At 68.3% G+C, this 18,672-nt stretch carries 13 protein-coding genes; 6 read left to right on the top strand and 7 right to left on the bottom strand.

Features of this window, described 5'->3' with window-relative positions; genetic code table 11:
- Positions 1-45: 45 nt before the first annotated feature.
- On the bottom strand, positions 46-441 hold the full coding sequence (locus ABT115_RS26380; RefSeq protein ID WP_351794585.1) for a TOBE domain-containing protein: 396 nt from the start codon (positions 439-441) through the stop codon (positions 46-48).
- A 196-nt stretch (positions 442-637) separates the two neighbouring features.
- Here ABT115_RS26380 and mutA point away from each other — a divergent pair, with 196 nt between their 5' ends.
- From mutA to ABT115_RS26360, 4 genes are all read left to right on the top strand, one after another.
- The gene (mutA, locus tag ABT115_RS26375; RefSeq protein WP_351794582.1) at positions 638-2,503 is read left to right on the top strand and encodes a methylmalonyl-CoA mutase small subunit; all 1,866 of its coding nucleotides are present in this window, start codon (positions 638-640) and stop codon (positions 2,501-2,503) included.
- Entirely contained in the window at positions 2,503-4,704 is a 2,202-nt protein-coding gene (scpA, locus tag ABT115_RS26370) for a methylmalonyl-CoA mutase (protein WP_351794579.1), read from the top strand. Before mutA ends, scpA begins: the two co-directional genes overlap by 1 nt.
- Positions 4,705-4,716: 12 nt before the next feature.
- Positions 4,717-5,736 carry a methylmalonyl Co-A mutase-associated GTPase MeaB gene (gene meaB / locus ABT115_RS26365; protein WP_351794576.1) on the top strand — a complete coding sequence of 340 codons (1,020 nt, stop codon included), beginning with the start codon at positions 4,717-4,719 and terminating at the stop codon, positions 5,734-5,736.
- Between the two features lie 112 nt (positions 5,737-5,848).
- Positions 5,849-6,847, top strand: coding sequence for an aldo/keto reductase family protein (locus ABT115_RS26360; RefSeq protein ID WP_351794573.1), 999 nt, complete (start codon positions 5,849-5,851; stop codon positions 6,845-6,847).
- 128 nt (positions 6,848-6,975) lie between these two features.
- Here ABT115_RS26360 and ABT115_RS26355 read toward each other — a convergent pair whose 3' ends face one another.
- From ABT115_RS26355 to ABT115_RS26335, 5 genes are all read right to left on the bottom strand, one after another.
- Positions 6,976-8,337, bottom strand: coding sequence for an NAD(P)/FAD-dependent oxidoreductase (locus ABT115_RS26355; RefSeq protein WP_351794570.1), 1,362 nt, complete (start codon positions 8,335-8,337; stop codon positions 6,976-6,978).
- 132 nt (positions 8,338-8,469) lie between these two features.
- The gene (locus ABT115_RS26350; RefSeq protein WP_351794567.1) at positions 8,470-8,811 is read right to left on the bottom strand and encodes a hypothetical protein; all 342 of its coding nucleotides are present in this window, start codon (positions 8,809-8,811) and stop codon (positions 8,470-8,472) included.
- A gap of 29 nt (positions 8,812-8,840) precedes the next feature.
- A complete protein-coding gene (gene ctaD / locus ABT115_RS26345; RefSeq protein ID WP_351794564.1) occupies positions 8,841-10,568 on the bottom strand; it encodes an aa3-type cytochrome oxidase subunit I in 1,728 nt (575 codons plus the stop codon).
- A 489-nt stretch (positions 10,569-11,057) separates the two neighbouring features.
- Positions 11,058-13,280 carry an NADP-dependent isocitrate dehydrogenase gene (locus ABT115_RS26340; RefSeq protein ID WP_351794562.1) on the bottom strand — a complete coding sequence of 741 codons (2,223 nt, stop codon included), beginning with the start codon at positions 13,278-13,280 and terminating at the stop codon, positions 11,058-11,060.
- A gap of 256 nt (positions 13,281-13,536) precedes the next feature.
- Complete coding sequence (locus ABT115_RS26335) at positions 13,537-15,051, bottom strand: MFS transporter (protein ID WP_351794559.1); 1,515 nt, start codon at positions 15,049-15,051, stop codon at positions 13,537-13,539.
- Between the two features lie 232 nt (positions 15,052-15,283).
- On the opposite strand from ABT115_RS26335, the gene ABT115_RS26330 reads away from it, so the two are divergent.
- Both ABT115_RS26330 and ABT115_RS26325 read left to right on the top strand, forming a co-directional pair.
- Positions 15,284-16,870, top strand: coding sequence for a N,N-dimethylformamidase beta subunit family domain-containing protein (locus ABT115_RS26330; RefSeq protein WP_351794556.1), 1,587 nt, complete (start codon positions 15,284-15,286; stop codon positions 16,868-16,870).
- Between the two features lie 208 nt (positions 16,871-17,078).
- A complete protein-coding gene (locus tag ABT115_RS26325) occupies positions 17,079-17,510 on the top strand; it encodes a hypothetical protein (protein ID WP_351794553.1) in 432 nt (143 codons plus the stop codon).
- 37 nt (positions 17,511-17,547) lie between these two features.
- On the opposite strand, the gene ABT115_RS26320 is transcribed toward ABT115_RS26325, so the two are convergent.
- Positions 17,548-18,567, bottom strand: a complete 1,020-nt coding sequence (locus ABT115_RS26320; RefSeq protein WP_351794551.1) for a translation initiation factor 2 — start codon at positions 18,565-18,567, stop codon at positions 17,548-17,550.
- Between the last annotated feature and the right edge of the window lie 105 nt (positions 18,568-18,672).

Here is an 18,672-nt window from a genome sequence, read left to right as displayed (position 1 = left end):
GCCGGCGGCTCCTTGGAGTTGATGCGCGTCGCAGGTGGTGCGCGATCAGACGCGGTCGATGTGCACGTTGGTGGACTTCACGCGAGCGGTGGCCTGCATGCCGACCTCCAGGCCGAGTTCCTCGACTGCCTCCCGGGTGAGCAGCGACACCAGCCGGTGCGGGCCTGCCTGGATCTCCACCTGGGCCGCGACATCGCCGAGCTTCACTCCGGTGACGATGCCCGGGAAGGCATTGCGGACCGACGTGTACGAGGTCTCGTCCTCGCCTCCCCCGCCCTGGCCGATCTCGATGGAGAAAGCGGCCAGATCGCGGCCGTCGATGAGCCTGCGGCCGCCTTCGTCACGGTGGGTCGCGACCCTTCCGGCGTCCGCCCAGCGGCGGGCCGTGTCGGAGCTGACCCCCAGCAGACGCGCCGCCTGCCCGATCGTGTAGGACTGCATATGCGACAAGATATGAGGATTGGCCTCGCAAATGCAATCCGTCCAACTGATCCATGGAGCAAATGCCAGGTGCGCCGGAGTAATGGATGCAGGGCCGATTACGCGACCGTACGTGAAGGATCAAGCGCGTTCGGAGAGGGCAAGGTCACAGACGGAGCCCCTGCTGCTCGCCTGAGACCTGACCTAGCATCTGGGCATGACGGTCCTGCCTGCCGACGGGCTTTCGTTGGCCGCCGAATTCCCTCACCCCGCCCATGAGCAGTGGCAAAGCCTCGTTGAAGGCGTGCTGCGCAAGTCGGGCAAGGATGTCGCGGGTTCGGCCGCCGAGGAAGCGCTGTCCACCACTGTGGAGGACGGGCTCATCACCCGCCCCCTCTATACCTCGCGCGACAGCGCGCCCGATGCCGGATATCCGGGCTTCGCCCCCTTCACCCGCGGCGGCAAGGCCGAGGGCAATGCGGCGGGGGGCTGGGACGTACGGCAGCGGCACACCCTGCCGGATCCTGCGCGGCTCAACGAGGCGGTGCTCGCCGATCTGGAGAACGGTGTCACCTCGCTGTGGCTGACCGTGGGCGGTGCCGGCGGCGTTCCGGTGTCCGCTCTGGCGGGGGCGCTGGACGGCGTCTATCTCGATCTGGCTCCGGTGGTGCTGGACGCCGGCAGCGAATTCGACGCTGCGGCGCGGGAGTTGCTGCGGCTCTACGCGGAGCGGGGCGTCGATGCGAAGACCGCGCGCGGCAACCTCGGCGCCGACCCGCTCGGGCATGCCGCCCGCAGCGGCGCCGAACCCGGCCTGGCGGCGGCGGTCCACTGGGCACAGCGCTGCGCGCAGGAGTACCCCAAACTGCGGGCACTGACCGTCGACGCGCTGCCGTACCACGAGGCCGGCGGCTCGGCCGCCGAGGAGCTGGGCGCTTCGCTTGCGACAGGTGTCGCCTATCTCCGGGCACTGACCAAGGCCGGGCTCTGTGTCGAAGAGGCCTGCGCGCAGCTGGAGTTCCGGTACGCGGCTACGGCCGATCAGTTCCTGACCATCGCCAAGCTGCGGGCCGCCCGGCGGCTGTGGGCCCGGGTGGCCGAGGTGTGCGGGGCTGCCGACGCCGGGGCGCAGCGCCAGCACGCGGTGACGTCCTCGGTAATGATGACGCGGCGCGATCCTTGGGTGAACATGCTGCGGACGACGCTGGCATGTCTGGGCGCGGGTGTCGGCGGAGCCGAATCCGTCACCGTGCTGCCGTTCGATCACGCCTTGGGTCTGCCGGACGCGTTCGCCCGGCGTATCGCCCGTAATACGTCGACGATCCTGCTGGAGGAGTCGCATCTGGCCCGGGTGATCGACCCGTCGGGCGGTTCCTGGTACGTGGAGCGGCTCACTGCCGAACTCGCCGACGCCGCCTGGGCGTTCTTCCAGGAGATCGAGCGGTCGGGCGGCCAGGCGGCCGCCCTTCGCTCGGGAATGATCGGCGAGCGTCTCGCGGCCACCTGGGCGGCGCGCAGCAAGGATCTGGCGCGACGCAAGGAGCCGGTCACCGGGGTCAGTGAGTTCCCGCAGCTGGCGGAGCGCCCGGTGGAGCGCGAGGTGGCCCCCGCCGAGGTGGCCGTCACGGCATCGGGCGGTCTGCCCAGGGTCCGTCGTGACGAGGCGTTCGAGGCGCTACGCGCCCGGTCGGACGCCCATCTCGCAGCGACCGGGAACCGGCCGAGGGTATTCCTTGCCGCGCTCGGCCCTGCCGCGGCCCACACCGCGCGGGCGTCGTTCGCCTCGAACCTGTTCCAGGCGGGCGGGATCGAACCGGTCCACGACCCGGTCTCGGTCGACGCGGCCACGGCCGCGGACGCGTTCAGGGCCAGCGGGGCCAGCGTGGCGTGCCTCTGCTCGAGCGACACGCTCTACGCCGAGCAGGCCGGGCCCGTCGCCGAGGCTCTGGGCTCGGCCGGCGCCCAGCGGGTGTTCCTCGCGGGACGGCCCGGCGAGTACACCGGTGTCGACGAGTACGTCTTCGCGGGCTCCGATGTGGTGGCCGTCCTCTCTTCCCTTCTCGACCGTATGGGTGTGGCGTAATGCGTATCCCTGACTTCTCCGACATCGAGCTCGGACCGGGCGTCGCCGCCGAGGTGTCCGAGGACCAGTGGCGCGCCTCGGTCAAGGAGTCCTCCGGCAGTTCCGACGGCGATCTGCTGTGGGAGACCCCGGAAGGCATCGCGGTCAAGCCGCTGTACACCGGGCGCGACCTGGAGGGGCTCGACTTCCTCGGCACATATCCGGGCATCGCTCCGTATCTGCGGGGCCCGTACCCGACGATGTACGTCAACCAGCCCTGGACGATCCGGCAGTACGCCGGGTTCTCCACCGCCGAGGAGTCCAACGCCTTCTACCGCCGCAACCTCGCGGCCGGGCAGAAGGGCCTCTCCGTCGCCTTCGACCTGCCGACCCACCGCGGCTACGACAGCGACCACCCGCGGGTCACCGGCGACGTCGGCATGGCGGGCGTGGCGATCGACTCGATCTACGACATGCGTCAGCTCTTCGACGGCATCCCGCTGGACAAGATGTCGGTGTCGATGACGATGAACGGCGCGGTGCTCCCCGTTCTCGCGCTGTACATCGTGGCTGCTGAGGAGCAGGGCGTCGGGCCCGAGAAGCTGGCCGGGACCATTCAGAACGACATTCTGAAAGAGTTCATGGTCCGCAACACCTACATCTATCCGCCGAAGCCCTCGATGCGGATCATCTCCGACATCTTCGCGTACACCTCGCAGAAGATGCCGCGCTACAACTCGATCTCGATCTCCGGCTATCACATCCAGGAGGCGGGTGCGACGGCCGATCTGGAGCTGGCGTACACCCTCGCGGATGGGGTGGAGTATCTGCGGGCCGGGCGGGACGCCGGGCTGGACGTGGACGCGTTCGCACCGCGGCTGTCGTTCTTCTGGGCGATCGGCATGAACTTCTTCATGGAGATCGCGAAGTTGCGGGCGGCCCGGCTGCTCTGGGCCAAGCTGGTCAAGGAGTTCGAGCCGAAGAACGCCAAGTCGCTGTCCCTGCGCACCCATTCGCAGACGTCGGGGTGGTCGCTGACCGCGCAGGACGTGTTCAACAACGTCACCCGGACCTGTGTGGAGGCGATGGCCGCCACCCAGGGGCACACCCAGTCGCTGCACACCAACGCGCTCGACGAGGCCCTCGCCCTGCCGACGGACTTCTCGGCGCGGATCGCCCGGAACACCCAGCTGCTGCTCCAGCAGGAGTCGGGCACCGGCCGGGTCATCGACCCGTGGGGCGGCAGCGCCTACGTGGAGCGGCTCACGTACGACCTGGCGCGCCGGGCCTGGCAGCACATCGAGGAGGTCGAGGCGGCGGGCGGCATGGCGCAGGCCATCGACGCGGGCATCCCGAAACTCCGGGTGGAGGAGGCCGCGGCCCGCACCCAGGCGCGTATCGACTCCGGACGCCAGCCGGTGATCGGCGTCAACAAGTACCGGGTGGAGACCGACGAGCAGATCGATGTGCTCAAGGTCGACAACTCCTCAGTGCGCGCCCAGCAGATCGAGAAGCTGCGTCGGCTGCGCGAGGAGCGCGACGAGTCGGCGTGCCAGGCCGCCCTGCGGGCGCTGACGGCGGCTGCCGAGCGCGCCCCCGGCCCCGGTCTCGAAGGCAATCTGCTGGCGCTCGCCGTCGACGCGGCACGGGCGAAGGCGACCGTGGGCGAGATCTCGGACGCCCTGGAGAAGGTGTACGGGAGGCATGCGGGCCAGATCCGTACGATCTCCGGTGTGTACCGCAACGAGGCAGGTGAATCCCCTTCCGTGGACCGGACCCGGGCCCTGGTGGACCAGTTCGAGGAGGCCGAGGGGCGCCGTCCGCGCATCCTGGTCGCCAAGATGGGGCAGGACGGCCACGACCGTGGCCAGAAGGTGATCTCGACGGCCTTCGCCGACCTGGGCTTCGACGTCGACGTCGGCCCGCTGTTCCAGACGCCGTCCGAGGTGGCACGGCAGGCGGTGGAGGCGGACGTGCACATCGTGGGCGTCTCCTCGCTGGCCGCCGGGCACCTCACGCTCGTACCGGCGCTCCGCGAGGAGCTGGCCGCCGAGGGCCGCGACGACATCATGATCGTGGTCGGTGGGGTGATTCCGCCGCAGGACATCGAGGCACTGCACGAGGCGGGGGCAACGGCGGTGTTCCCGCCCGGCACCGTGATTCCGGATGCCGCGTACGACCTGGTGACGCGGCTCGGTGCCGCGCTCGGCCACGAGCTGTGAGCCGCTGACCCGATGCCTTTGAAGATCGACATCGACGGCTATGCGAAGGGGGTCCTCGACGGGAAGCGGGCGTACATCGCGCGCGCGATCACCCTCGTCGAGTCCACCCGCCCCGACCATCGGGCGCTGGCGCAGCGGTTGCTGCGCGAGCTGCTGCCGCACTCCGGGAACGCCCGGCGCATCGGCATCAGCGGCGTGCCCGGGGTCGGGAAGTCCACCTTCATCGACGCGCTCGGCACGATGCTCACCGGGCTCGGTCACCGGGTCGCGGTGCTGGCCGTCGATCCCTCCTCCAGCCGTACCGGCGGTTCCATCCTGGGCGACAAGACCAGGATGGAACGCCTCGCGGTGGACCCCGCTGCATTCGTGCGTCCCTCGCCGACCGCCGGGACGCTCGGTGGGGTGGCCAAGGCGACCCGCGAGTCCATCGTGGTGATGGAGGCCGCGGGATACGACGTAGTGCTGGTGGAAACGGTCGGCGTCGGCCAGTCGGAAACGGCGGTGGCCAATATGGTCGACACGTTTCTGCTGCTGACGCTGGCCCGTACCGGCGATCAGCTCCAGGGCATCAAGAAGGGCGTTCTGGAGCTGGCGGACGCCATCGCGGTCAACAAGGCGGACGGCCCGCACGAACGCGACGCACGAGCGGCCGCGCGCGAACTGGCAGGCGCGCTGCGGCTGATGCACCCGGTCGACGCGGCCTGGACGCCCCCGGTCCTCACCTGCAGCGCCCGGGAGTCGACCGGTCTCGACACGCTGTGGGAACGGCTGGAGCAGCACCGTGCGCTGCTCGAATCCACCGGCCGGCTCGCCGCGAAACGGCGTGACCAGCAGGTCGACTGGACCTGGACGATGGTTCGGGACGAGCTGCTGGAGAGCCTGCGCGGCCATCCGGCTGTGCGCGCGCTCACTCCGGGGCTGGAACAGCGGGTACGGGACGGCGAGCTGACGGCCACGCTGGCGGCCGAGCAGATCCTGGGGGCGTTCCGGGGCACGGTCTTGGCGGCAGAGGACGGTGGCCCTGCGGGCTGACGAACGCCGGTCCGGCGACCGGCTCGGTCTGCCCGCGCTGCGCCGGGCCGGCGCAATAGCATGGACCGCCCTTACATGATCCGTCCCTCACGAGCACAGGGAGAGCAGGCACATGGAATTCCGCCGACTCGGCCGCAGTGGTCTGACCATCAGTGAGATCGCCTACGGAAATTGGCTCACCCACGGCTCCCAGGTGGAGGAGGACGCAGCGATCGCCTGTATCCGCGCCGCCCTCGACGCCGGGATCACCACCTTCGACACGGCGGACGTCTACGCCGAGACGCGGGCCGAAGCCGTCCTGGGCCGGGCGCTCAAGAACGAGCGCCGCGAAGGGCTCGAGGTGTTCACCAAGGTCTACTTCCCGACCGGTCCCGGGCACAACGACCAGGGGCTCGGACGCAAGCACATCATGGAGTCCATCGACAACTCGCTGCGCCGCCTGCAGACGGATTATGTGGACCTCTACCAGGCGCACCGCTATGACCACTCGACCCCGCTGGAAGAGACCATGGAGGCGTTCGCCGACGTCGTCCGCTCCGGCAAGGCCCTCTACATCGGCGTTTCGGAATGGACGGCCGACCAGCTCCACGCCGCACATGGGCTGGCCCGCGAACTGCAGGTGCCACTGATCTCCAACCAGCCGCAGTACTCGGCGCTGTGGCGGGTCATCGAAAGTGAAGTGGTGCCCGCATCCGAGGAGTTGGGCATCGGTCAGATCGTCTGGTCACCGATCGCTCAGGGCGCCCTCACTGGCAAGTACAGGCCCGGTGCGCCGCTCCCGGCCGGGTCTCGGGCGACGGACGAAAAGGGCGGCGCGAGCATGGTCGCCGGCTGGCTCCGTGACGACGTGCTGGAGCGCGTCCAGCGGCTGCGGCCGCTCGCTGACCAGGCCGATCTGAGTCTTGCCCAGCTCGCGGTCGCCTGGGTGCTGCAGAACTCCAATGTCTCCGCCGCGATCATCGGCGCCTCCCGGCCCGAGCAGGTGACGGAGAACGTCGGGGCGGCGGGCGTGACACTCGACGCGGAGCTGCTGAAGGGCATCGACGACGTCCTGGAGCCGGTGGTGGAACGGGACCCCGGGCTGACGGCAGGGCACGAGAGCAACAGCTGATTCGACCGGCTTGCACATGTGGGTCAGGGCCCGCCGGAACAGCGAGCCCTGACCCGCACCTCGGACGCCCGGGGCGAACCGGTGACGTGTCTGCGCCGGCATCGGTCACAACGGCCCGGTTCGTGGGGTCAGGTGCCGGTGTGCAGCGAGGCGGTGTGCTCGCGGACCTGCGCGGGTGTGAGGTAGGCGTCCGTGAACTCGAAGTCGCGCAGCTTGGCCGGGTTCCGGGACTGGAAGCCGGTGCGTACGAAGTCGTCGCCCGCGATGGCGTTGAGCAGCCAGTTGGTCATGACCCGTGCCTTGGCCACATTGGTCCGCAGCGCCGACCAGTGGTAGCCGCGGGCGACGGCCTGCGCGGTGATGCCGTGCATCTCGATGCCCATCGGCTTGGACACCGCGTCCTTGCCGCCGAGGTCCACGACAAGACCGAGATCCTTGTGGACGTACGGCTTCAACGGCTGGTGCCGCAGCGTCGCGATGAGGTTGTCGGCGAGCCTGCGGCCCTGGCGCATGGCGTGCTGCGCGGTGGGCGGGCAGACCGCCCCGTCGCCCTTGTTCAGGTCCGGTACAGCCGCGGCATCGCCGAGCGCGAAGACGCCGTCGAAGCCCGGCAGGCTCATCTCGGGCGTCACCGCAAGTCGGCCGCGTACGGTCTCCGCGCCGAATGTGGCGACCAGCGGACTCGCGGTGACGCCCGCCGTCCAGATCAGGGTGCGGCAGGGCACCACCCGGCCGTCGGTGAAGATGACCTCCTGCGGCCCGGCCTCGGCGATCGAGACGCCGAGCGATACCTCGATACCACGTGCGCGCAGCACCTCCAGGGCGCTCCGGCCGAGCCGGTCCCCCAGCTCGGGCATCAGCTTCGGGGCGATGTCAATGAGATGCCACTTGATCAGCTTCGGGTCGAGCCGTGGGTAGTGCCTGACCGCGTTGGTGGTGAGGCGCTGCAGACACGCAGCCGTCTCGGTGCCCGCATATCCGCCGCCGACCACCACGAACTGCAGGCGCGAAGCACGCTCGTTCTCGTCGTGGCTGGCGTCCGCGAGATCGAGCTGAGCGATCACGTGGTCACGTACGTACGCCGCCTCGGCCAGTGTCTTCATGCCCCGGGCGTTGTCGAGCAGGCCGGGGATATCGAAGGTACGGGTGACGCTCCCGGGGCTGAGCACGATGTAGTCATAGGGCTCGTAGACGACCTCGTCGGTGATCTTGCGAATGATGCAGATCTTCGCCTTCGGATCCACTCCGATGGCCCCGCCCGGGATGATCCGGGTGCGGTGCTTGCGACTGCGGCGCAGCGACACCGCGACCGACTGCGGGGTGAGCACACCTGCCGCCACCTGGGGCAGCAGGGGCAGATAGAGCTGGTACGAGAACGGGGCGACGAGCGCGATCTCCGCCTCACCCGGGATCAGCCCGCGCTCCAGACGGCGTACGCACTCCACCCCGGCAAATCCGGCACCGACAACGAGAATCCTGGGTCGTGCCACAGTATTCGTCCCTTCTCGGGCCTGCACGGTCGTCCGTTCGCTTGCCCCGTCGCACGCGCCCGTCATCTCACATCTTTACGAGCCGCATCCGACTTCGCCTGTTGGGGGCAGCGGACGGACGACACCACCGGGTCAGCGGGCCAAGAGGGTGACCGCCGTGCAGGCGCCGCCGACAGCGCCCACGAGCACGACACCGGCGGCCACGCAGCGCGCCTTGAGCCTGTGGTAGCGCGCATCGTATTCGCCGCGCAGCTCGGTGGCGCGGGCGGAGATACGGCAGAGCATGGCCCGCGACGCGTCGAGGCGGTTCGCGGTGTAGACACGTTCCACCTCCTCGCGCTGTGCCGTGGTGAGCCAGGGCAGCTCGTCGGTGAAGCGGCCCGCCTGCCGTCGTGCCTCCTCTACCTCGGCGTTCCACAGCAGATAGCCCGCCAGCTGTGCCAGACCGCGGGCGCTGTCCTTGTCGGGATCCACGCGCTCCTCCTCTCCCGGTTCCGCCGCGCTCACGCCTGCTTGTCCCCCGGGGTCCACGGCGTCCCGGTGTCGGGGCGGTTGAGAGCTTTGTAGAGGCTGCGCACCGCGGGGTGGTGCAGGTCGAACGCCGGGGATTCGGAACGGATCCGCGGCAGTGTGAGGAAGTTGTGCCGCGGCGGCGGGCAGGAGGTCGCCCACTCCAGCGAACGGCCGTAGCCCCACGGGTCGTCGACCCCGACGTTCCTGCCGTACTTGGCGGTCTTCCACACGTTGTAGAAGAACGGCAGCATCGACAGGCCAAGCAGGAACGAGGAGATCGTGGAGATCGTGTTCAGCGCGGTGAAGCCGTCTGCGGCGAGGTAGTCCGCATATCGACGCGGCATGCCGTTGGCACCCAGCCAGTGCTGCACCAGGAACGTGCCGTGGAAGCCCACGAACAGCGTCCAGAACGTAATCTTGCCAAGTCGTTCGTCCAGCATCTTGCCGGTGAACTTCGGCCACCAGAAGTGGAATCCGGCGAACATCGCGAAGACCACGGTGCCGAAGACTACGTAGTGGAAGTGCGCGACGACGAAGTACGAGTCCGAGACGTGGAAGTCCAACGGAGGCGACGCCAGGATCACACCGGTCAGACCACCGAAGAGGAAGGTGACCAGGAAGCCGATCGACCAGAGCATCGGCGTCTCGAAGGAAATTGACCCCTTCCACATCGTGCCGGTCCAGTTGAAGAACTTCACACCGGTCGGTACTGCGATGAGGAAACTCATGAACGAGAAGAACGGCAACAACACACCGCCGGTGACGAACATGTGGTGCGCCCACACGGTCACGGAGAGGCCTGCGATCGCGATCGTCGCACTGATCAGGCCGATGTAGCCGAAGATCGGCTTGCGGCTGAAGACCGGAATGATCTCACTGACAATCCCGAAGAACGGGAGAGCGATGATGTACACCTCCGGGTGGCCGAAGAACCAGAAGAGATGCTGCCAGAGCAGCGCGCCGCCGTTGGCCGCGTCGAAGACGTGCGCGCCGAACTTGCGGTCCGCCTCCAGCACCAGCAGGGCGGCCGCGAGGACCGGGAAGGCCAGCAGGACCAGCACACCGGTCAGCAGCACGTTCCAGGCGAAGATCGGCATGCGGAACATCGTCATGCCGGGGGCTCGCATGCCGATGATCGTGGTGATGAAGTTGACCGAACCGAGGATCGTGCCGAAGCCGGAGAAGGCGAGGCCCATGATCCACATGTCGCTGCCGATGCCCGGCGAGCGGACGGCGTCCGAAAGCGGGGAGTAGGCAAACCAGCCGAAGTCGGCCGCACCCTGCGGGGTGAGGAAGCCGGCCACCACGATGAGCGAGCCGAAGAGGTACAGCCAGTACGCGAACATGTTCAGCCGCGGGAACGCCACATCGGGAGCACCGATCTGCAGCGGCATGATCCAGTTCGCGAATCCGGCGAACAGCGGCGTCGCGAACATCAGCAGCATGATCGTGCCGTGGATCGTGAACGCCTGGTTGAACTGCTCGTTCGAAACGATCTGGATCCCGGGACGGGCCAGCTCGGCGCGCATGACCAGGGCCAGCACACCGCCGATGATGAAAAAGGCGAACGATGTGAGCAGGTACAGCGTGCCGATCGTCTTGTGGTCGGTGGTGGTCAGCCACTTGACGACGACGTTTCCCGGTTCCTTGGCCCGGACCGGAAGCTCGTTCGCGTACGTCTCCTCTCCCTCGGCTGCCCCTGTCGTGCCCGTCGTCATCACTGGGACGCTCCTTCGATTGTCATTCGCGAGTGGACTGAGCACCCGGCAGGGGCGCCGCCTCCACTGGGCCGGCCGACAGGCCGATCCCGCGCGCGTCACGCCAGATTCCAGGTGCAGCAAATCAGCCGAGGGGCCGCTGAGCGCGGCCCTACGTCCGCCGTCGCATGACTTTCACTCGTCAGGGCGTCCTCGGGCACGGGCCTCGCCCCGCCCGCGTACAGCCGATGCCGGTACGGACTTCCGCATCGGTGACGGACGCCTCGGAGCAGCCCGAACTCCCGTACGATCCAACGCTGTTACCGGAGACCGGTGAACGCCCGGATCAGTGATCGGCCCCGGGCGACCCGGATGTCACTCAAAGGCTGCCGGCCGAGCGCCCTGGGTGACCGCTCGGGACACGGAACCGCCCCGGCCGGGCATGTTGCCGGCCGGGGCGGGAGAGGGGTGAGGGGGCGCCGAGATGCGCCCCCTCCCGTAACGGTCTCGTCAGCCGATGCTGGCGATGGCCTGCGTGAACGTCGCCGACGGGCGCATGACGGCCGAGGCCTTGGCCGGGTCGGGCTGGTAGTAGCCGCCGATGTCGGCCGGCGAGCCCTGCACCGCGGTCAGCTCGTCGACGATGGTCTGCTCCTGCTCTCTCAGCGTCTTCGCGAGCCCGGCGAACGCCTGTGCGAGCTGCGCGTCGTCGGTCTGCTGCGCCAGCTCCTGGGCCCAGTAGAGGGCCAGATAGAAGTGGCTGCCGCGGTTGTCGATGCCACCCAGCTTGCGGCTCGGCGACTTGTCCTCGTTGAGGAAGGTGCCGGTCGCGCGGTCGAGGGTGTCCGCGAGGACCTGGGCACGCGAGTTGCCCGTGGTCGTCGCCAGGTGCTCGAAACTCGCCGCGAGCGCGAAGAACTCACCCAGGCTGTCCCAGCGGAGGTAGTTCTCCTTGACGAGCTGCTGGACGTGCTTGGGCGCGGAGCCGCCGGCACCGGTCTCGAACAGGCCGCCGCCGTTCATGAGCGGGACGATGGAGAGCATCTTCGCGCTCGTGCCCAGCTCAAGGATCGGGAACAGGTCGGTCAGGTAGTCACGCAGCACATTGCCCGTGACCGAGATGGTGTCCTCGCCGCGGCGGATGCGCTCCAGCGAGAACGCGGTCGCCTTCACCGGCGACATGATCTCGATCTGCAGGCCGTCGGTGTCGTGGTCGGCGAGGTACGTCTTGACCTTGGCGATCAGCTGCGCGTCGTGGGCGCGGTCCTCGTCGAGCCAGAACACGGCCGGGACGCCGGTGGCGCGGGCGCGGGTGACGGCGAGCTTGACCCAGTCCTGGATCGGCAGGTCCTTGGCCTGGCACATGCGGAAGATATCGCCCGCGCCCACGGCCTGCTCCAGCACGACGTTGCCGCCGGCGTCGACGACCCGCACCGTACCGGTGGTGGGGATCTCGAAGGTCTTGTCGTGGCTGCCGTACTCCTCGGCCTTCTGCGCCATCAGGCCGACGTTCGGGACCGATCCCATGGTCGACGGGTCGAACGCGCCGTTGGCGCGGCAGTCGTCGATGACTACCTGGTACACACCCGCGTAGCTGCTGTCGGGAAGCACCGCGAGGGTGTCGGCCTCCTTGCCGTCCGGGCCCCACATGTGACCGGAAGTGCGGATCATGGCCGGCATCGAGGCGTCGACGATGACATCGCTCGGTACGTGCAGATTGGTGATGCCCTTGTCGGAGTCGACCATGGCCAGCGCGGGGCCTTCGGCGAGCTCGGCCTCGAAGGATGCCTTGACCTCGGCGCCCACCTGCGGCACCGAGTCCAGGCCCTTGAAGATGGCGCCGAGGCCGTCGTTCGGGGAGAGACCTGCCTCGGCAAGCACGTCGCCGTACTTGGCGAAGGTGTTCGGGAAGAAGGCGCGGACCACGTGGCCGAAGATGATCGGGTCGGAGACCTTCATCATGGTGGCCTTGAGGTGGACGGAGAACAGTACGCCCTCGGCCTTGGCACGGGCGACCTGCGCGGTGAAGAACTCGCGCAGGGCCGCGACGCGCATGACCGCCGCGTCGACGACCTCGCCCGCGAGCACCGGCACCGACTCGCGCAGCACGGTGGTGCTGCCGTCGTCGCCCGCGAGCTCGATGCGCAGCGAACCGGCCTCGGAAATGACCGTGGACTTCTCGGTGGAGCGGAAGTCGTCGACGCCCATGGTGGCGACGTTCGTCTTCGAGTCGGCCGACCAGGCGCCCATACGGTGCGGGTGAGCCTTGGCGTAGTTCTTGACCGAGGCGGGGGCGCGCCGGTCGGAGTTGCCCTCGCGCAGCACGGGGTTCACCGCGCTGCCCTTGACCTTGTCGTAGCGGGCGCGGACGTCCTTGTCCTCATCGGTCTGCGGGTCGTCCGGGTAGTCCGGAAGCGCGTAGCCCTGTGCCTGCAGCTCGGCGATGGCAGCCTTCAGCTGCGGGATCGAAGCCGAGATGTTCGGCAGCTTGATGATGTTGGCCTCGGGCTTCTTGGCCAGCGCACCGAGCTCGGCGAGCGCGTCGTCGATGCGCTGGCTCTCCTCGAGGCGCTCGGGGAAACCGGCGATGATACGCCCGGCCAGAGAGATGTCACGGCTCTCGACATTGACCCCGGCCGTCGAGGCGTACGCCTGGACCACGGGCAAGAACGAATACGTCGCCAGGGCCGGGGCCTCGTCGGTGTGTGTATAGATGATGGTCGAGTCAGTCACCCTGTGCTCCGCTCCACGTCTACAACATTGCTTGACATCAAGATATCTCGTGATGGCTGCCGACTCGACAGGGCCCTGCCCCCTGCTTCGCGCAGGAGCTGCCACGGGCGCCGGGGTCAGGGACGCCCCGACGGCGAGACTTCCCGGTGATGCGGTCTACGAAGTGGCTCCTGGACCGTTTGAAGGCCTTATGCCCGTACGCCGCGTTACCGTCGGTCTCCGTCCGTGCCGGCGGTCGCGCTCATCTCGCTCTCCTTCACGGCGTTCTCCCTACGGACGGACTGCGGACGGGCCGACGTGTACGACTCCTGCTGCGCCGCTCCCCAAACACATCAGCGAGCCCGATGAGCAGAGCGGCCAGGACGAAGGCGATCGCGACGACGAGCCCGTTGTCGTACGCGGTGGCCCACCCGTCGCCGCCCAGTCGGGCGAAGAACATCGACCCGACCGCGGCGATCCCGATCGCCGACCCGACGCGCTGGCCGGTCTGGAGGGTTCCGCCGGCGCTCCCCGCGGTTGCCACCGGTACTTCGGAGAGGGTCAGCGTCTGGTTCGGGGCGACGACCAGGCCGCTACCCAGACCTGCCAGGAGCAGTGGGGCCGCCATCGCCCACCCCGCGCCCCGCCCGGGCACCAGATGCACGGCGACCGCGGTGGCCGCCAGCCCGACGGCCACCGTGGTCAGCCCGGTCACGACGAGGGGGCGCCCGAATCGGCCGACCATTCGGCCACCGGGGCTCGCCGCGATGGCCGCGCCCAGTGCGAAGGGTGTGATGGCGAGTCCCGCCTGGAGGGCCGAGTAGTGCAGCCCGCTCTGCAGATAGAGCGTGGTGATGAAGAAGATCGAGGTGAATCCGGCGAAGTACAGCAGGCTCAGCAGACAGCCCAGCCAGTAGGAGCGGACCCGGAAGAGCGACAGGTTGACTACTGGTTGCGTGCCCCGCCTGCCGCACCGGGATTCCCACCCGACGAAGGCGGCGAGCAGCGCCACAGACGCCGCGAGCAGCAACCACTTCCGGTTGCCGGGCCACTGCTGCGACTGCACGAAGGGCAGTAGCAGAGCCAGTACCCCCGTGCCGAGCAGCAGCACGCCGAGGGGGTCGAGGTCGCGCAGCCGCACATAGCCGGCCAAGGGGGTGTCCGGGAGCAGTCGTCGGGCAAGCAGGAGGCAGACGGCGCCGAGCGGCAGATTGACGTAGAACACCCAGCGCCAGCCTTGCTCGGCCCCGGCTGCCTGGATCAGCAGACCACCGGCGAGCGGGCCGACAGCGGTGGAGATGGCGACCACGCTGCCGAACATGCCGAAGGCCCGGCCGCGCTCCTGGCCGGAGAACATCTGCTGGATCAACGCGGAGATCTGTGGCGAGATCAGGCCTCCGGCAAAGCCTTGTACCAGACGGGCGATCACCAGCCAGAGACTGGACTGAGCGGCTCCACAGGCTGCCGATGCCAGGGTGAACAGGGCGAGCCCAGCCATGAACACCACGCGGCGTCCCCGCGCGTCACCGAGGCGTCCCGCAGGGATCAGGAACAGACCGAAGGCGAGCGAGTAGCCGGAAAGGACCCATTGCAGGTCTGACTCCGGGGTGTGGAGCCCTTCCCGGATCGATGGCAGGGCAACGTTGACAATGGATACGTCCAGCAGGGTCATGAACCCTGCGATCAGACACACCGCCAACGCCTTCCAGCGGCGCGGATCGCGGGTGTCGGGGCCGGAGGCAGAGTGGCCATCCCACCCCGCAGCACCCCAGTGAGCTGCACTCTCTGCCATGGCTCGCACCCTAGGACCAAGCGCCCCGATACTCATTCCGGCAGGGCCGCGAGAGCGCATTTCCGGCATCCGTTGCAGTGGACGACCGGCAGCGGGCACAGGCCTCGGCCGCACCCGGACGGTCCTGGACGACGTACGCCCGTCCCCGGTTCGGCTCTTTCGGGTAGTCCCCGAGCACGTGGCGGGTGACTATGGCCCGTGACAGCGCTGCGGAACGGGTTTGGCGATCGATATGAACCATGATGAGGAAGAGAACACCGGCGGGCACCCAGGCCGGCTGGATCGCAGGCTGTTCCTCACTGCGGCGGCGGGCGGCGTGGCCGGGGGCGTGGCGGCGACCGGTTGCCGCTCCTCCGCGACCGCCGGCACCAGCACCGGATCCCCTCCGACGGACGCCACCCACCGCGCTGGGGAAGGGGAGAGGACTCGGGCGGGGGACTCCGACTGGCGTATCCGTTCGGTGGGACCGCCCGAGGCCATCGAGGGCTATGCCGACAAGGTGAGCGTGCTGCCGGGTGAGGAGTTCGGCATGTACGTCTCCACCACCGCTCCCGCATTCCGGGTCTCGGCGTACCGGGTTGGCTGGTACGACGGCGCACAGGCGCGACTGGTCTGGCGTTCGCACCGTTTCGCCGGGTCGGTCCAGGCCCGCCCCCGGCTGGTCCAGGTCACCCGTACCGTACGGGCAGACTGGCGACGCACAATCCGTGTCCGCACCACCGGCTGGCCGGAGGGCGCGTATCTGCTCCGGCTGGACGCGGACAACGGCCACCAGCGCTACGCACCCCTGATCGTCCGCTCGGCGAGCGCGGCGGGCAGAACCTTGCTGATGCACGCCGTTGCAACATGGCAGGCGTACAACGTGTGGGGTGGCTACAGCCTTTACCAGGGCAAGGACGGTGCATACGAGACGCGTTCGCTCGCTGTGAGCTTCGACCGTCCCTATGACGGCAACGGCGCCGAGAAGTTCATGGTGTACGAACGGGCAGTGGTGGTGCTGGCCGAGAGACTGGGCATCCCGCTCGCCTACACCACCGGCACGGACATCCATCGCGACCCCGGCATTCTCCAAGGTGCGTCCGGAGCCCTCTCACTGGGACATGACGAGTACTGGACGTCGCAGCAGCGCGCATTCGTCACCCGGGCACGCGACGCGGGCACCAACGTGGCCTTCCTCGGCGCCAACACCTGCTTCCGCAGGGTCAGGCTGGAGCCGGACTCCACCGGCGCCGACCGCACGGTCGTCTGCTACAAGACCGACTACCGCAAGGACCCGTACCTCGCCGACCACCCGGACATGCCGACCCACGACTTCCGCCAGCCGCCCGGCGCCTCCCCCGAGTCCTCCCTGACCGGTGTCCTCTACGAGGGCTATCCCGTGGACGCCCCGTATGTCGTCTACCGGAGCGACCACTGGCTCTTCGAGGGGACGGGCGTGAAGCAAGGAGACTCCTTCGACCATCTGGTCGGCGTGGAGTACGACCGGGTCACGCCGGACATGCCCACCCCGGCGCCGCTCGAGATCATCGCCCACTCGCCTCTCGTTTGTAAGGGCAAGCACAGCCACTCCGACTCCGCCTACTACACCGTGCCGAGCGGAGCGGGCGTCTTCGCCTCCGGAACTATGCGGTGGGTTGAGGCTCTGATGGCGGGGACCCGCGAGAACGGACGCAACCACGGCATGGACGCCCGCACAGGGGCCTTCGTCACCCGCGCCACGGAGAATCTGCTCCATGCGTTCGCGGCGGGTCCGTGCGGCCGGAGCAAGCCGAAGCCCAGGGACAACGTGAGAGACGTGTACGCGTCGGCACCACACTGACGCCATGGGTATTGCCCTGTCGGCGAACGCTGTTAGGCGACGTTGTAACCGGCGTCCATCACAATCACGCTGTCCGGATCGCCGGGCTCCCAGTGGCCTGCGCTCGGTCTGCGTCTCTGCTGCTGCGGTAGTCCTGGATCAGCCTGGAGCGCCATTCCTGGTCTGGGAGAATGGGCATTCATTCGTGGTACGAGTCGCAGGGGGACGCATGGCCGAAGACGTGGTGGAGACTGCAGTGGAGAGCGGGGGGTCGGCCGGACTTCTGCCGGAGGCCCTCTCCAAGGAGATGGACCGGGAGATGCGGCGCTGGCGTGTCGGGACCATCAACTACGGACTGACGTACTATCTGAGCCGAATCCTGCTCATTCTCGCTAGCGCTGTCGTGGCCGCCGACCAGAACCTGGGCGGCGGCCACGGGAGTTGGCTGATCAAGTGGGTCCCGGCGCTGGCGCTGACCGTCGCGGTGATGACCGCGGTGGACACCTGGCTCAAGCCCCAGCAGAAGTGGCTCGGATTCATGGAGTCACGGGACGCCCTGGCGGACCTCGTGATCCAGGCCGAGGCCGGGATGCCGGCCGATCAGGTTCGGGCCAGGTTCCTCAAGTTGCGCCAGCAGCATCGGGTACGGAACATCTTCTGAATCGTGTGTGGGCCATCGACGCAATGATGCAGTGACGTCACTCGGATTCCTTGAGCCGCTGCAGCACTCGGCGCTCGGCGGCCTCCACGTCCAGTCGGCCCGACGGGTTACCGCCCCGGGCGATGACGGCGGCCCGGACCAGAGCCAGGTAGAACAGGGCAGGCGCGCACGGCGTCCAGATCTTGCCCGAATCCTTCTCCAGGAGGAAGGCGAGCACGCTGTCGGGATCCGCCGGAACGAACCTGAACTGATCGTGCTCCCACTTGTCCTCGATGCCCCGGCTGCGGCGGGCGGTGAGGTCCTTGGAGCTGAGGTCGGGGAGTACCGCGCGGTAGAAGGCGGCCCACTGGTGATTGCGCAGGTCCAGCGCAAAGGCGAGCAGCTCCAGCTGAACGTTGTCCCCGTCCTGGACGGCGAGTTCCTCACGGAGGGCGCGGTGCGCCACGGCGCTGAGGCTCATGGGCTTGCCGTCCTGGGGGACGTCGTGGATTGCAGCGAGTCCTTCGTTGACCGAGGAGTTCCAGCGCTGCTTGTTGTGGCCCTCGACCTGCACGCTTCGGCGTGCGAAGACCATCATCCGGTCACGTCCCGTCTCCACGGCGACGTTGACGCCGAAGCTGCAGGAGAGGAAGGACGGCGCCTCCACCGGGTCGGAGTTGGTCAAGTACTGCGAGCGCAGGGTGGCGGAGGCGTCCTGCTCATCCAACGGCCTGTCCAGGTTGACGGAAGTGGCGAGGAAGTCGTAGTAGTCCGCGTCGCACAGGCTGATCCGGACCTGGGGCTCCTCGTGCTCGTCGGTCCGGGAGGAGATGACGCTCTCGACGGCGAACCGCGGGTTGTTCCAGGCGAAGCGCTCCCCCGCCGCCTGCTTGCGCTTCTGCTCGGCCTCGATCTCCTGGCGCCACTGCTGGACCCTCACCGGAAGGTCCACGCGGCGAAGTCCCGCCTCGTAGATGATCGTGACGTTTTCCTCTCGGATCGGGCGCGTGCCGTCTCCTTCGAAGATGTGACAGTCCGTCTCCGTGTCCCCGATGACGAACGCGTCGCGCTGATTCATTCGACCCCCTCACCTGCCGTCCAGTAGTGTGAGACGGCACACATTTCTTAGCTTGAGATGTCAGGGTGTCACAAGCCCTTCTTCCGCGGGCGGATACGTGGGAAT

Source organism: Streptomyces sp. NPDC001832, assembly GCF_040297265.1.
GTDB lineage: Bacteria > Actinomycetota > Actinomycetes > Streptomycetales > Streptomycetaceae > Streptomyces.
Note: the sequence above shows the minus strand (reverse complement) of the source record. Positions and strands in the feature narration are given on the sequence as shown.